At 71.3% G+C, this 14,622-nt stretch carries 15 protein-coding genes; 10 read left to right on the top strand and 5 right to left on the bottom strand.

The genetic code is table 11. The features are described 5' to 3' along the window. Window positions 1-2: 2 nt before the first annotated feature. The 3 genes from ACH34T_RS07025 to ACH34T_RS07015 form a co-directional block, all read right to left on the bottom strand. Complete coding sequence (locus tag ACH34T_RS07025; RefSeq protein ID WP_395991152.1) at window positions 3-965, bottom strand: sigma-70 family RNA polymerase sigma factor; 963 nt, start codon at window positions 963-965, stop codon at window positions 3-5. A 10-nt stretch (window positions 966-975) separates the two neighbouring features. Further along, window positions 976-1,977 (bottom strand): DUF1731 domain-containing protein, encoded by a 1,002-nt coding sequence (locus tag ACH34T_RS07020; RefSeq protein ID WP_395991151.1) that lies wholly within the window; start codon window positions 1,975-1,977, stop codon window positions 976-978. Between the two features lie 103 nt (window positions 1,978-2,080). Then, window positions 2,081-2,680 carry a helix-turn-helix domain-containing protein gene (locus ACH34T_RS07015; RefSeq protein ID WP_395991150.1) on the bottom strand — a complete coding sequence of 200 codons (600 nt, stop codon included), beginning with the start codon at window positions 2,678-2,680 and terminating at the stop codon, window positions 2,081-2,083. A gap of 92 nt (window positions 2,681-2,772) precedes the next feature. On the opposite strand from ACH34T_RS07015, the gene ACH34T_RS07010 reads away from it, so the two are divergent. The 5 genes from ACH34T_RS07010 to ACH34T_RS06990 all read left to right on the top strand — a co-directional run bounded on the left by ACH34T_RS07010 (window position 2,773) and on the right by ACH34T_RS06990 (window position 7,855). Beyond that, the gene (locus ACH34T_RS07010) at window positions 2,773-3,750 is read left to right on the top strand and encodes an NAD(P)/FAD-dependent oxidoreductase (RefSeq protein WP_395991149.1); all 978 of its coding nucleotides are present in this window, start codon (window positions 2,773-2,775) and stop codon (window positions 3,748-3,750) included. Continuing rightward, on the top strand, window positions 3,747-5,036 hold the full coding sequence (locus ACH34T_RS07005; protein WP_395991148.1) for a Cmx/CmrA family chloramphenicol efflux MFS transporter: 1,290 nt from the start codon (window positions 3,747-3,749) through the stop codon (window positions 5,034-5,036). Before ACH34T_RS07010 ends, ACH34T_RS07005 begins: the two co-directional genes overlap by 4 nt. Before the next feature lie 11 nt (window positions 5,037-5,047). Then, on the top strand, window positions 5,048-5,587 hold the full coding sequence (locus ACH34T_RS07000) for a DinB family protein (RefSeq protein WP_395991147.1): 540 nt from the start codon (window positions 5,048-5,050) through the stop codon (window positions 5,585-5,587). Between the two features lie 347 nt (window positions 5,588-5,934). Beyond that, a complete protein-coding gene (locus ACH34T_RS06995) occupies window positions 5,935-6,846 on the top strand; it encodes a helix-turn-helix domain-containing protein (RefSeq protein WP_395991146.1) in 912 nt (303 codons plus the stop codon). A 190-nt stretch (window positions 6,847-7,036) separates the two neighbouring features. Then, window positions 7,037-7,855 carry an SAM-dependent methyltransferase gene (locus ACH34T_RS06990; RefSeq protein WP_395991145.1) on the top strand — a complete coding sequence of 273 codons (819 nt, stop codon included), beginning with the start codon at window positions 7,037-7,039 and terminating at the stop codon, window positions 7,853-7,855. 55 nt (window positions 7,856-7,910) lie between these two features. Here the strand turns inward: ACH34T_RS06990 and ACH34T_RS06985 are convergent, their stop codons facing one another. Continuing rightward, window positions 7,911-8,075 (bottom strand): hypothetical protein, encoded by a 165-nt coding sequence (locus tag ACH34T_RS06985; RefSeq protein WP_395991144.1) that lies wholly within the window; start codon window positions 8,073-8,075, stop codon window positions 7,911-7,913. 391 nt (window positions 8,076-8,466) lie between these two features. On the opposite strand from ACH34T_RS06985, the gene ACH34T_RS06980 reads away from it, so the two are divergent. The 5 genes from ACH34T_RS06980 to ACH34T_RS06960 all read left to right on the top strand — a co-directional run bounded on the left by ACH34T_RS06980 (window position 8,467) and on the right by ACH34T_RS06960 (window position 12,208). Then, entirely contained in the window at window positions 8,467-9,294 is an 828-nt protein-coding gene (locus tag ACH34T_RS06980; protein ID WP_395991143.1) for an SAM-dependent methyltransferase, read from the top strand. Next, a complete protein-coding gene (locus ACH34T_RS06975) occupies window positions 9,291-9,509 on the top strand; it encodes a hypothetical protein (protein ID WP_395991142.1) in 219 nt (72 codons plus the stop codon). The genes ACH34T_RS06980 and ACH34T_RS06975 overlap by 4 nt, the downstream gene beginning before the upstream one ends. A gap of 78 nt (window positions 9,510-9,587) precedes the next feature. Then, window positions 9,588-10,439 (top strand): helix-turn-helix domain-containing protein, encoded by an 852-nt coding sequence (locus ACH34T_RS06970; RefSeq protein WP_395991141.1) that lies wholly within the window; start codon window positions 9,588-9,590, stop codon window positions 10,437-10,439. A gap of 76 nt (window positions 10,440-10,515) precedes the next feature. After that, window positions 10,516-10,713, top strand: coding sequence for a DUF397 domain-containing protein (locus ACH34T_RS06965; protein WP_131963459.1), 198 nt, complete (start codon window positions 10,516-10,518; stop codon window positions 10,711-10,713). A gap of 475 nt (window positions 10,714-11,188) precedes the next feature. Then, window positions 11,189-12,208 (top strand): ATP-binding protein, encoded by a 1,020-nt coding sequence (locus ACH34T_RS06960; RefSeq protein WP_395991140.1) that lies wholly within the window; start codon window positions 11,189-11,191, stop codon window positions 12,206-12,208. An 86-nt stretch (window positions 12,209-12,294) separates the two neighbouring features. On the opposite strand, the gene metE is transcribed toward ACH34T_RS06960, so the two are convergent. Continuing rightward, window positions 12,295-14,541: a 5-methyltetrahydropteroyltriglutamate--homocysteine S-methyltransferase gene (metE, locus tag ACH34T_RS06955; RefSeq protein WP_395991139.1), complete on the bottom strand. Its 2,247-nt coding sequence runs from the start codon at window positions 14,539-14,541 to the stop codon at window positions 12,295-12,297. Window positions 14,542-14,622 lie beyond the last annotated feature (81 nt).

Raw genomic sequence — 14,622 nt, 5'->3', positions numbered from 1 at the left:
CACTACCTACGGGACGGCGGTTCCGGATTCATCGGCAGTCCGAACACCGCGAACAGCGACGGGTCGAGGTAGGTCGTCATGGCCGCGATCAGCCCGTCCCGGAAGTCCAGGATGACCAGGCCGAACGCCGTGCCGTCGCGGTACTGCCCGAACGCGGGCGACCCGTTGGCCGCGGTGCGGAGCAGCCGGTCGTCGGAGCACGCGCCGCCCGCGCCGAGCAGCGCGGCGCGGATCGCGTCCCGGCCGTCGAGCCACCAGGCGAACGGCGGCATCGACATGGTGGCGTCCTGGTGGAGCAGCGCGACCAGGCCGTCGACGTCGTAGCCGGTGAACGCCGCGACGTACCGTTCGAGCAGATCCTCGTCGACCTCACCGCTCCCGGTCGCGTGCGCATTCGCGTTCGCGTCCGCGGGACGGCGCGCGGACAGGGTGGCCCGCGCCCGCTGCAGGGCGCTGTTGACCGCGGCCGGGGTGCTGCCGAGCAGCCCGGCCACCTCGTCCGCCGACCAGCACAGCACCTCGCGCAGGATCAGGACTGCCCGCTGGCGCGGCGGCAGGGCCTGCAGCGCGGCGACGAACGCCAGCCGGATCGTCTCGCGTCCGACCGCCGCCTCGGCCGGGTCGCCGCCGGCGGGCAGCACGAGCCGGTCGGGGACGGGCTGCACGAAGGCGGCGGGGCTCAGCGGCGCGCCGAGGGAGCCGCCGAGCGGCGAGGACGGGCGGAGGTCCATCGCGAGCGCGCGCCGTTGGACGCTGCGGGTCATGTCGAGGCAGACGTTGGTGGCGATCCGGTACAGCCAGGTGCGCAGGCGGGCCATGCTCTCGTCGAACCGGTCGGCGTTCTTCCAGGCGCGCACCAGCGTCTCCTGGACGGCGTCCTCGGCCTCGGCGGCGCCGGCGAGCATCCGGTAGCAGTAGCCCGTCAGCTCGACCCGGTGCTCTTCCAATCGCTCCTCGAACGTCACCCGGCCCACACTAAATCACCGGTGATCCGCGCCGCCGTCCCGCTCGCCCCCCGCCCGACCGACCCCGCCGCATCCTTCCGCGGACGCGTCGCACAAGGTCATCGGCGGCGTCCGGCCACCGCGCGTGGTCGAACGCGAAGCCCGCGTCGGCCAGCCGTCCGGGGACGACGCGGCGGCTCTTCAGCAGGAGCTCGGTGTCCGAACGGATCGCGAGCGCCCCGATCTCCGCCATCCACGTCGTCGCGGGCAGGCCCACCGGAACGCCCCACGCGGCGCGCAGCGCACGCATGAACGCGCGCTGCGGGAGCGGGACGGGAGCGGCGAGGTTCACCGGCCCGGCGAGGTCGTCCCGCGCGGCCAAGAACTCGACCGCGCGGACGAAGTCGCGGTCGTGGATCCACGACACGTACTGCGCGCCGCCCGCGACCGGTCCGCCGAGCCCGAGCCGTGCCAGCCGCAGCAGGACGTCGAAGACGCCGCCGCGGTCGGGGCTCATCACCATGGCGGACCGCAGCGCGACCTTCCGGGTGGACGGCGTCGCCGCCCGCTCCTGGGCCCGTTCCCACGCCCTGGCGATCTCGACGCTGTAGGCCCAGTAGCTGGGGACGCCGGGCTCGGCGCCGCCGATCACACCGGTCGCCTCGTCGTTGGGGGCGTCGAAGCGGTGGGCGTAGACGGTGGCGGTGCTCATCTGCATCCACACCCTGGGCGGCTCCACGGCGGCCGCGATCGCCGCGCCGACGACCTCGGTGGAGCGCACCCGCGAATCCATCATGGCCCGCAGGTTGGCGGGGGTGTAGCGGCAGCTGACGCTGCGTCCGGCCAGGTTGATCACGATGTCGCTGCCGTCGATCGCGTCGACCCAGGGGCCGGGCGTCTCGCCGTCCCAGAAGAGGTCGCGGTCCCGTTGCGGCCTCCTGGTCAGGACCACGACGTCATGGTGCGCGGCGGTCAGGGCGCGGTCGAGGACCGTCCCCACCTGCCCGGATCCCCCGGGGATCACTATCTTCATCGGCTGCCCCTCGGCGTCTGGGGACGAGCCTAGCCACCACGGCTGAACACGTTCAAAAAATGAGACGACCCTCACGCCCGACGACCGGGCCCGCCCGCCCGGGTCAGGAGGCCCGCTCCTCCCGGGCGCGCGGCTTGGCGCGGACGTGCATGCGCTCCCCCTGCCGTCCGAACAGGTTGAGGACCTCCACGGGGGAGTCGCCCGCGGGCCCGAACCAGTGCGGCAGCCGGGTGTCGAACTCCGCCGCCTCGCCCGGCCCCATGATCAGGTCCCGGTCGGCCACGATGAGCCGCAGCCGCCCGGACAGGACGTACAGCCACTCGTAGCCCTCGTGCGTGACCGGCGCGGGCCTGTTCTGCTCCGCCGGGATGATCGACTTCCAGGCCTGCAGCGGCCCCGGCTGGACGGTCAGCGGCACCACCGTGCGCCCGTTGCGGACCCGCGGCTTGATGCGGACCCGCGGGTCGCCGACCTCCGGCGCGCCGACGAGCTCGTCCAGCGGCACCCGGTGCGCCTGCGAGATGGGCAGCAGCAGTTCCAGGCTCGGCCGCCGCTGCCCCGTCTCCAGCCTGGACAGCGTGCTCTTGGAGATGCCGGTGGCCTCGGCCAGCGCCGACAGGCTCACGCCGCGCTGCGTGCGGATGCGTTTGAGGCGGGCGCCGACCTGGGCCAGCGTGTCGGCGATCGGGGAGTGTTCGTCCATGCCTCCATTTCACCCACCGCGTCCCAGAAATGGCAACGAAAGTTGTCGGCGGCCGGACGGCAAGCGCACCCTCGGTCGCGGAGGTGATCGCCATGACGAAGGCGATGAACAACGAGGACGACAGCGGGCCCGTCACAGCCGCCGAGGTCCACGACGTAGTAGTGATCGGAGCCGGAGCGGCCGGCCTGAACGCCGCCCTGTTCCTCGGACGCGCCCGCCGCAAGGTCGCGGTGATAGACGCGGGCGAGCCCCGCAACGCGCCCGCCGCGCACATGCACGGCTACCTGTCCCGCGACGGTGCGTCCCCCGCGACGCTGCTCGATCTCGGCCGCGCCGAGATCGCCCGGTACGGAGTCGGGCTCGTCCGGGGCCGGGTGGAGCGGATCGACCACGGCTACTTCGTCCGCATGGTCGGCGGGCCGGTGCTCAGGGCCCGCCGCATCCTGGTCGCGACGGGGCTGCGCGACGAACTCCCCGACATCCCGGGCGTGCGCGAACGGTGGGGCAAGGACCTGCTGCACTGCCCGTACTGCCACGCCTACGAGGTCCGCGACCGGCCGCTCGCCGTCCTCGGGACCCATCCGGGCGCCGTCCACCAGGCCCTGCTCCTGCGCGACTGGAGCGACGACGTCGCCTTCTTCCCGCACACCCTCGACCTGACGGCGCAGGACCGCGAAAAGCTGGACGCCCGCGGCCTCCGCACCATCGAAGGCGAGATCAAACAGCTGGCCGTCGCCGACGACCGGCTGCGCGGCGTCGAGCTCGCCGACGGCCGCACGATCCCCCGCGACGCCGCCTTCCTCTTCCCCCGCATGGTCCCGCAGGACGAACTGCTGACCGGCCTCGGCTGCGCCAAGGACGACGACGGCTGGATCGCCACCGACCGCACCGGCCGGACGAGCGTCGACGGCGTCTGGGCCGCGGGCAACGTCATCGACCCTCGCGCGCAGGTCATCGCCGCCGCGGGCATGGGCTCGGCCGCCGCCTTCGCCCTGAACACGGACCTGCTGGACGAGGACGTCACCCAAGCCGTCGAACACCACCGCACCACCACCGCGGAGCGGGCGTGACGGACGATGAGCTGCATAAACGGCACGGCGACAAGCGTGGAAACGGCACAGCGATGAGCGTGGAAACAGCCCGTCGGCGCAAGCCGGATTCGCGCGGGCGGCGGCTCCCGCTCGGCGTCTACCTGCTGGCGTTCAGCCTCTTCGCGATGGGCAGCGCGGAGTTCCTGCTCGCCGGGGTGCTGCCCGCGGTCGCCGACGATCTCCAGATCAGCCTGTCCTCCGCCGGTGCGCTGATCTCCGCGTTCGCCATCGGCGTGGTCATCGGCGGGCCGCCGTTCGCCGTCCTGACGCTGCGCTGGCCGCGCCGCACCACGCTCGTGACCACGCAGGCCGTCTTCGCCGCCGCGGTGGCGGCAGGCCTGCTGACCGACGCGTACGCGGTGCTGCTGGCCAGCCGTTTCGTCTGCGGTCTCGCCTACGCGGGGTACTGGGCGGTCGCCGCGGTCACGGCGATCGGGCTCGTCCCGTCCGACCGGACAGCGCGCGCCTCGGGGGTCGTCGTCAGCGGTCTGAGCCTGGCGATGGTCGCGGGCGGCCCGGCGGGGGCGCTGCTCAGCCACTTCACCGGATGGCGGGGCGGGTTCTGGGGCGTGGTCGTCCTGACCGCGGCCGGCGCGATCCTGAGCCTGCTCGCGATGCCCGCGACGAGCGCGGGCGAGGAGCCCAGCGTGCGCCGCGAGCTTCGCACCATGCGGCGGCCGCAGCTCTGGGCCGTCTACGGCGTCGTCATCCTGAGCACCGCCGCCTACATGGTCTCGTTCAATTATCTGGCGCCATTCCTGACCGATGTCACCGGAGTTCCCGGCGTCTGGGTTCCCGCGATCCTCGCGCTGTTCGGTGTGGGCGCCTTCATCGGCCTGTCCATCGGCGGCAGGGTCGCCGACAGACGGCCCTTTCACGCCCTCCTCACTGGAGCAATCGGGATTCTGGCGACTTCCATCCTTCTTGCGCTGCTCGCCGGGCACACGCTGGCCGTGGTTCCTCTCGTCCTGCTTCTCGGGATCGCGGGATTCGTACTCAACCCGGCCATTTACGCGCGGGTCTTCACCATCGCGTCAATGGCGCCGACGCTCGCCGGTGCGACGACCGTGTCCGCGTTCCAGCTCGGTATCAGCCTTGTCCCGGTGCTGGCCGGGACGGCTTTCAGCGCCGGCGCCGGAATCACGTCCGTCACCTGGATCGGCGCCGTCCTGGCAGCGGCGATCGTGCCCGCCGCCCTCCTCGACCGGACGATCTCCCGCCGCCATTCGATCGGCACCGGCGACAGCCGACCGCCTTCGCACTAGGCTGACCGGCCATGGCGAACGTGGACGAGCAAGGACGGCCCGAACCCCCCTTCGCGGGAGACGAAGCCAGCACGCTCCTAGGTTTCCTGGATTACCAGCGCGCGACCTTAGAGTGGAAATGCTCCGGCCTGGAAGCCGACGGCCTGCGAGCGACCGTCGCCGTTTCGTCGATGACGCTGGGCGGGCTCCTCAAGCATCTGGCCTTCATCGAGGACTGGTGGTGCGCCCGGTGGCTGCACGGCCGCGACCTGCAAACGGTCTGGACGGCGGCCGACTGGGACGCCGACCCCGACTGGATCTGGCACACGGCCGGCGAAGAATCCCCGGAACGGCTCCGCGCACTTTGGAGCGAGAGCGTTTCCCGATCCCGTTCCCTCGTCGCCGAGGCGCTCGCCGACGGCGGCCTGGAAAGGCCGGCCGTCCGCAGCTGGCCCGACGGCAATACGCCCAGCCTCCGCTGGATCCTGGTCCATCTGATCGAGGAGTACGCGCGCCACAACGGCCACGCCGACCTGCTCCGCGAGTCGGTAGACGGCCAGACCGGCGAGTGAAACTCCACCGAACCGGAAAAGGAACCGGCCCGATCTTTGGCCACGGAGTGAAGTCATGTCGTTCCTGACAGTCACGACCGCAACCTTTCCAAGAAAGTATGGCCTGGCCATCTGGTCAGGACGCCCCGAGGAGCGGATGATGAGAAGCATCAGGCCGGGCCGTGGCCCCCGTGCGGCCCGGCCTCCGCATTCCCAGAAACCGGCCACCTCGGCCCCCTCGGCGACATGCCGAGCTTCGGGGCCGTCACCGAAGACGAAGACGCCCGTAACCGCGGCGCGGCAGTATTAGTCTGGGACATCACAGTCCGCGATTGACCTGTTCCGTTGGGTGGTGCGTGGAAGTGGAAGTGAACGCACTTCGACCGGAGGGCGTGCCGGAGCCGAGCCGGCGCGTGCACGATCACGGCGACAGCGGCCCCACCGTGCTGCGCATGCTGCTCGGCGGGCAGCTGCGGCGGCTGCGCGAGGCCATGGGCATCTCGCCCAAGGACGCCGGCGAGGCCATCCGCGCCTCCGCCTCCAAGATCAGCCGGCTGGAGCTCGGCCGGGTCGGGTTCAAGAAGCGCGACGTCGCCGACCTGCTCACCCTGTACGGCGTGATCGCGGAGGAGGAGCGCGAGACGCTGCTCGAACTGGCCGAGCGGGCGAACCGTCCAGGCTGGTGGCAGCGTTACAGCGACATCCTGCCGCCCTGGTTCGAGGTCTACATCGGGCTGGAGGAGGCGGCGTCGGGGCTGCGCGTCCACGAGACGCGGTTCGTCCCCGAACTGCTCCAGACCGAGGAGTACGCCCGCGCCGCCATCGGGCTCGGCCACCCGATGGCGTCCGCGACGGAGATCGACCGCAGGGTCAAGGTGCTGATGCGGCGCCAGCAGATCCTGCGCCGCGCCGCGCCGCCGCAGCTGTGGGCGCTGGTGGACGAGGCGGTCCTGCGCCGTCCCATCGCCGACCGGGACGTCATGCGCGCCCAGCTCCTCGCCCTGCTCGACGCGATCCGCTCGAAGGAGATCACGCTCCAGATCGTGCCGCCGGCGCGCAGCGCGATGGCGGCGATGGCCGGGCCGTTCTCGCTGCTGCGGTTCGCCGAGCCGAGCCTGCCGGACGTGGTCTACATGGAGCAGCTGACCAGCGCGCTCTACCTGGACAAGGACGCCGACCTGCTGGTCTACAAGCGGCACCTGGACCGTCTGTCGGTCAACGCGTCCCCGCCGGCCGCCACCCGCGACCTGCTGACCGACCTCCTGGACGGGCAGCACTGACCTCTGGACGGGCAGCACCGACCTCTGGACGGGCGCACCGAGCCGTCCAGAAACGGCCGATGTCATCCATTTTCATCACGGCCGATCTGATTGCAGATTTCCGACGCGACGGCCAGAATGAATGGGCCTGCATCGTCATGCCATGGAAACGTGGCCCCCGAACCGCCGAAGCCCTTTGGGAGGCGAAGTCGTGACCGGCGACGCGTATGCCCCCGGCCAGGAGCCGGAGATCGAGATAGACACCAGCGTGGCCCACCCGGCACGGGTGTGGGATTACTGGCTAGGCGGAAAGGACCATTATCCCGCCGACGTGGAAGTGGGCGACCAGTTGGAGGAGACGATCCCCGAGGTGGTCCTCTGGGCGCGCGCCGACCGCGAGTTCCTCGGCCGCGTCGTCCGCCACGTCATCGCCGAGGCGGGCGTGCGGCAGTTCCTCGACATCGGCACCGGCATCCCCACCAGGGACAACACCCACCAGGTCGCGCAGCGGCTGGCCCCCGAGAGCCGGGTCGTGTACGTCGACAACGACCCGGTCGTGCTGGCGCACGCGCGGGCGCTGCTGAACAGTTCGTCCGAGGGCGCCACCGACTTCATCGACGCCAACCTCCACGACCCCGAGGCGATTCTGGACGGCGCTGCCCGCACTCTGGACTTCTCCAAACCCGTACTGGTCACGCTGCTGGGCATTCTCGAATTCAGCGTCACCGACGAGGCGTACACGATCGTGAGCCAGGTACTGGAGCCTTTCCCGTCCGGTTCCTACCTGGCGATCGCCTGCCCCAGCAACGAGACCAACACCGAGGCGATGGACGAGGTCGCCCGCAAATGGAACGACAGCGGCGCCACCCCGATCGTGATGCGCAGCGCCGCGGGCCTGAAGCTGTTCTTCGAGCACCTTGAACTGCTTGAGCCGGGCCTGGTCCCGCTGCCCAAATGGCGCCCCGACCCCGGCACCCTCTACGCCGACCGCGACATGGACTTCTACTGCGCCGTAGGCCGCAAGCCCTGACCACCACCGCCCCGCCCCCGGGCCGTTCCAGGTAACTGGCCCGGGGGCTCCACGGTCAGCGGACGCGTTCACACCCCGGTGGCCACGAAAGGGCCCGCGGCACGTCCCGAGCGTGGACGTGCGTGACCTCGGCGACCCGCTTCCCCAGGGCCTCGGCCGTCCGGAGGTCGCTCTCGCCGGAGATCACGTCCGGCCCCTGATCGTCGTTGGCCTGCGCCATGGCGCCCAGCCAGCCCGCCGAGCCAGCCGCCGAGCCAGCCGCCGAGCCGGTTGAGGTCCTCGGAACTCCCGGCGGAGGTGTTCCAGCCGCCGCACTCGGCCAGGCCGACCCAGATCATCCCGTGCCGGGCCGCGAAGAGCGCGACGTTCACCAGCGTGTGAAGCATGTCCCCGGCCATGTTCCCGCTGATGGTGAACCCGATCTTGTTCCGCCAGCGCATGCCGTCGCCCCAGATTTCGCCCGTGGCCTCGGCGAACGCGCGGAAGACCGCGCTGCTGCCGCCCCTGTACGTGGGGCTGCCGCCGGGACGCGGGAGCCGTGACGATCGCCGGGCGTGGGGAACATGTTTCATAATTCGTGCATCACAAGTCGCGGCGACGGAGGCCAAACGGTGAGCGACATCGAGCAGGTTCCCCCCGGGGTGGACGCCAGCGTCCCGAGCCCGGCCCGGATGTACGACTACTTCCTCGGCGGCACGGAGAACTTCGAGGTCGACCGCCTGGCCGCGGAGAAGGTCCGCGAGAGCGTGCCCGAGGCGGAGGACGCCGCCTGGGCGAACCGCGGCTTCCTCCAGCGCGCCGTCAGCTGGCTGGCCGGAAAGGGCGTCCGGCAGTTCATCGACATCGGCGCGGGCCTGCCGTCGCGGAACAACACCCACGACGCGGCGCAGGCGGTCGCGCCCGACGCGCGCGTCCTGTACATCGACAACGATCCGATCGTGCGCGTGCACGCGGAGAAGCTGCTGGCCGGATCGTCCGGGACGGCGTTCATCACGGGCGACTTCCGCGACCCGGACGGGATCCTCGGGCACCCCGAGACGCTCGCGACGATCGACTTCGACGAGCCGGTCGCGCTGCTGCTGGTGGCGCTGACGCATTTCGTCGCGGACGACGACGACCCGTGGGGCCTCATCCGGCGGTACATGGACAGGCTCGTGCCGGACAGCTATCTGGCGCTGTCCGCCGCGACGCACGACCGGCACACCGAGCGTTCGGTCCAGGGGATCAAGGAGGTCTACTCCAGGTCCTCGGCCGGGGTCCACACTCGGACGCGCGCGGAGATCGAGCGCTACTTCGACGGCCTGGAGATCGTCCCGCCGTACGACGGCGCGCCGGCGACGCTGGCGTACGCCGGCGAGTGGGCCGCCGACGACGTGGACGCCGCCGACAGTGATGGCTCACGATGGAGTTACTGCGCAGTGGCTAGGAAGACACAATGACAAAGCCGACCGTCGAAGAGCTGGGCGTCGATCCGGACGCCCTGGACTGGAAGCGCTCGGGGAACGACGAGGGCGGTATCGAGGTGGCCTTCGTCGGCGAGTGGACGCTGCTCCGCACCGCCGGCGGCGGCCTGATCTCGGTGTTCGACGAGAACGAGTGGGCGTGCTTCCTGGACGGGGTGAAGAAGGGCGAGTTCGACGACGCCGCCTCCTGACCGGTCTCCTCACCCGGCCGTATCTGTGATTCACAAATTCGGAAGGCGTATGCTGATGGCGTTCGTCTGTCAAGGGAGGTGGTTCCGCTGAGCGAGGCTTACGGGGCCACCATCGCCAAGCGGGGGCTGGCACGCCGCCTGCGGGAGCTGCGCGTCGAGGCGGGATACACGGCCAACCAGGTGTGCGACAGGCTGAACTGGGGCCGCGGCAAGGTCGGCCGGTTCGAGGCCAACAGCTGGGTGCGGCCCGAGCTCAGCGACATCCGCGACCTGGCGCGGATCTACGACGGCAGCGACCTCGACGAGCTGGAGGACCTCGCGGCCCGGGCGCGGCAGCGGGCCTGGTGGCGCGAGTACTCGGACGTGTTCGACAACGAGTTCCCCGGGTACGAGGGCGACGCGTCCAGCATCCGGGTCATCATGCCGCTGGTGCTGCCCGGCCTGCTCCAGACGCTGCCGTACATGCAGGCCCTGCTCGCGTCGGGGACGAAGTCGCCGGAGTGGCGCGAGCGGGCGCTGCGGGCGCGGCTGCGGCGCCAGCAGGTCCTGGACCGTGACGATGGCAACGCGCCGCAGCTCATCGCCCTGATCACGGAGGCGTCCCTGATGTACGAGTGGGGTGAAGCGGGCGACCGCCGCGCCCAGCTCCGGCACCTGCTGACCGCGTCCGCCCGCCCGAACGTCGAGCTGCGGCTGCTGCGCCTGTCGGACGGCCTGCACCCCGGCATGTCGACGCTGGTCAACATCTTCCGGTTCCCCGACGGCGAGCCGCCCGTGGTCTTCCTGGAGAACGACGCCGACATTCAGGAGATCGACACCCCCGGAAAAGTGGAGGCCTATGACCAGATCTTCGAGCAGATCCGCGCCGCGGCGTTGAGCACCGCCGACACCGCGGCGCACCTGGAGAAACTGATCGCGATGCTGGAGTAAGCCCACCCGGAAAAAGCGCGACCTGCCGGGTGACGGGACTGACCTGGAAGTAAGACTCACCTGGAGTAGAAGCGAGATGAACCTCTCTCAGGCACGGTGGTTCAAGGCCACCGCGAGCGCGAGCAGCAACGGGGGCTGTGTAGAGGTCGCCGACCTCGAAACGGCCACCGGGCTCCGCGACAGCAAGACACCGGAAGCGGGGGCGCACGTCGTCCCCCGGTCGGTGTTCGCCTCGTTCCTCGACGATGTGCGGGCCGGCCGGTACGACCGCTGACCGGGCTGTGAAGGGGGGCTCCCGGCGGCGCGGCGCCGATGCGCGGTAAGGCCCGCTGACCGGGCGATTTCCTTCGCGGGGGAAGCGATCCCCGCACCCGGCGGAACCGCGACCCGGCCGCTGTGAAGGCCGGGCCGCACACAAGATCCCCCAGGGCTGCACCCCTGGGGGATCTTCATGTGTGCGGCCCTCTCTCAGGCGCCGCCAACGCTACAGCGCCTGTGTCGGCGCGTCCCGGCACCGCCGGTACACGTTTCGATCACCGCGGGGAGACGTGTACTGGGGCGTCTCCGGTCGTGTCGGTGAACGTCTCATTTGCAGAAGGAGAACCTTTCTCGTGTAAGGGGTTTCGGCCGCCGAGGTGTGCGAAGCTTGGATCTGTGATTCACACATAGCGAGTCGCGAACCGATGAGGTTCATGTCGCGAATGTCTGGATTGTGGATATGGCTCCGCGAAACTCGGAGAGTGGGCGTCATGACGAAGGCCGCAGCGGCGTGCGGGATCCCGTGGAGGCTGGAGACCGGCGGCTGCGCCGTCATTCCCCTGCCGCCGGACGAGTCCATCGCCGCCGTGGCGCGGTCTCAGGTCAGGGGCCTGCTGCCCGCGCTCGGGCTGTCCGTCGAGGACGTCCACGACCTCGCCGTCATGGTCAGCGAGCTGGCGACCAACGTGTTCCAGCACGCCATGTCCGGCGACGGGCTCGCGGGCGCCGAACTGTGGGTGTACCAGCGGAGCGGTGAGCAGGGCCACGACGAACTGGTCGTCAAGGCCTTCGACACACTCCGCGAATGGCGCCGCCCCGCCGCCCCGCCGCAGCCCGCCACGACCAACGGCACGACCGCCCACGCGGCCGACAGCGCGGGCACCGGCCCGACCGGCGGCACGGCCGGCGGTGCGGGCGACGGCGCGACCAGCAGTGCAGGCGACGGCGCGACCGTCCGCGCGAATGACGGCGCGGCCGGCGGTGCGACCGGCAGCACGGCCGGCGGTGCGAGTGACGGCGCGCCCGGCGACGCGACCGGCGGGACGGCCGGTGGCGCGACCGGCGGTTCGGGCGGCGGGGTCGTCGCGGACGCGCGGGAGCATGGGCGCGGGCTGGAGATCATTGAGATCCTGGCGAACGGGCGGTGGGGGCACCATCCGTCCAGGTCCCGGTTGAGGTCTCCGGCCGTCCGCGGCAAGGCCACGTGGTTCGCGCTGCCCGTCACGCGCACTGTGCGGCGCCACAGCCATTTCCGTCCGGCCGGCGAGCCGGACGCGATGAGGGACCTTGAGGCGATGCTCGTCCAGCGCGGCGTCGACCGCCTCCAGCGCAGTGAGGAACTCGGCGTCACGATGCTCTCCGCCCCCGGCGACCTGACGGTGTGGTGCGAGACGGCGATGTTCCGCTGGTGCGCGCGCTCCGGCGAGACCGGGAAGCTGCCGGTCTCCGACATCACGGAAGTGTGCGAGCAGGTCGTCCAGCTCCACGAGGCACTGGACGACCGTATTTAGGAGGGGGCGCCGAATGGCCTGACCGCGCCTGAGAGCGGCGGTCAGGCCATCTGGCGCACACGCGTCAGCCGGGGACCGGGGTCAGGTCAGGCCAGGTCGGCGCGGACGCGGTGGGCCGCGGTGACCAGGTTCCGCAGGGACGCCTCCGTCTCCGGGTAGGCGCGGGTCTTGAGGCCGCAGTCCGGGTTGACCCAGAGCCGTCCGGGCTCGACGGCGCGCAGCGCGCGACGCAGGTTCTCCTCGATCTCGTCGGCGCCGGGGACGCGCGGCGAATGGATGTCGTACACGCCGGGCCCGATGCCGTTCTCGTACCCGGCGGCGCGCAGGTCCGCGACGAGCTCCATGTGCGAGCGGGCAGCCTCGACGCTGGTGACGTCGGCGTCCAGCGCCCCGATCGCGCCGATGATCTCGCCGAACTCGGAGTAGCACATGTGCGTGTGGATCTGCGTGGTGTCGGCGACGCCCGAGGTCGCGAGGCGGAACGCGCCGACGGCCCAGTCCATGTAGGCCGGACGGTCGGCGGCCCGCAGCGGCAGGAGCTCGCGCAGCGCGGGCTCGTCCACCTGGATGACGCGGATCCCGGCGGCCTCCAGGTCGGCGATCTCGTCCCGCAGGGCGAGCGCGAGCTGCCGGGCGGTGTCGCCGAGCGGCTGGTCGTCCCGGACGAACGACCAGGCCAGCATGGTGACGGGCCCGGTCAGCATGCCCTTGACCGGCTTGCTCGTCAGCGACTGCGCGTACGTCGCCCACTCCACCGTCATCGGCCGGGGCCGCGCCACGTCGCTGTGCAGGATCGGCGGCCGGACGTACCGCGACCCGTACGACTGCACCCATCCGTGCTGGGTCGCGGCGTACCCGTCGAGCTGTTCGGCGAAGTACTGCACCATGTCGTTGCGTTCGGGTTCGCCGTGGACGAGGACGTCCAGCCCGAGGTCTTCCTGGAGCGCGATGACGCGGGCGATCTCGTTCCTCATCGCTTGCTTGTAGGCGTCGGCGGTGACGCGTCCGGCGCGGTGGTCGGCGCGGGCCCGGCGGATCTCGGGGGTCTGCGGGAACGAGCCGATCGTCGTCGTCGCCAGCGCGGGCAGGCCGAGCTCGTCGCGCTGCGCGGCGAACCTGGCGGCGCGGTGGCCACGCCCCGCGCTGTCACCGAGAGAGTCCAGCCGGGCACGGACGCCGTGGTCGACACCGGCGGGCGGTGCCGGGGCCTCGGCCGGAGCGGGCACGTCCTCGGTCAGCGCCCGACCGACCGCGACGACCTCCGCGACCTTCTGCCGGGCGAACGCGAGCCGCCCCCGGAGGTCCGGATCCATCGATGCCTCGGCGTCCAGATCGATGGGGACGTGCAACAAGGAGCAGGACGTGCTCACCACGACCTGGTCGACGAGCCCGAGCAGTGACGCGCAGGTGGTCTTGGCGTGGCGCTGGTCGGCGCGCCATACGTTCCGTCCGTCGACCACTCCCGCCACGAGCGTCTTGCGCGGCAGCCCACCCATCGACGCGAGGACGTCGAGGTTGTCGGGCCCCGCCACGAAGTCGAGGCCGATCGCCTCAACGCGGCTCCCGGCCAGGGCGCGGAGCGCGTCCGCGCCGATCGTGCCGAAGTACGTGGCGACCATCAGCCGCGGCCTGCTCGTCAGGCGGCCAAGCCGCGCGTACGCGCGGGCGAGCGCGGCGATCTCGTCCTCGTTGCGGTCGGCGACGAGGGCGGGCTCGTCGAGCTGCACCCACGCGGCCCCCGACCCGGCCAGCCGCTCCAGGACCTCGGCGTACACGTCGATGAGGCCGTCGAGGAGGTCGAGCGGCCGGAACCCGTCTGGCGCGTCCGGGGCGGGCTTGGCTAGCAGGAAGTAGGTGAGCGGGCCGACCAGCACCGGGCGCGTCTCGATCCCGAGCGCTTTTGCCTCCCGGTATTCGACCAGCGGCTTGGCCGCGGAGCCGTCCGCCAGCCGGAACCGCGTGTCCGGACCCAGCTCGGGGACGATGTAGTGGTAGTTCGTGTCGAACCACTTCGTCATCTCCAGCGGCGGGACGTCCTGCACGCCGCGCGCCATCGCGAAGTACCGGTCGAGCCCCGTGAGGTGGCGGTACCGGTCGGGGACGGCGTCGACCAGCACGCTCGTGTCGAGCACCTGGTCGTAGAAGGAGAACGTGTTGGACGGGATCGCGTCCAGACCTGCGTCGCGCAGGCTCGTCCAGACGTTCGCGCGCAGCTCGGCGCCCGTCCTGGCGAGCGCGCCGGCGTCGGCGCGTCCGGCCCAGTAGTCCTCGGTGGCGACCTTCAGTTCCCGGTTGGCCCCGATTCGGGGATATCCGAGGATCGTCGTGTTCATGGCGGCTTCCCTCGCTGTGCCACAGGCGGCCGCGCGGGGAGGGGCACGCGACGGATCGCGCGGAGAAGCGCACGAAGGGAC

Origin of the sequence: Actinomadura sp. 9N215 (assembly GCF_044326345.1) — a bacterium.
Taxonomy (GTDB): domain Bacteria; phylum Actinomycetota; class Actinomycetes; order Streptosporangiales; family Streptosporangiaceae; genus Spirillospora.
The sequence above is the reverse complement of the archived record's forward strand: the minus strand, read 5'-3'. Positions and strand labels throughout refer to the sequence as shown.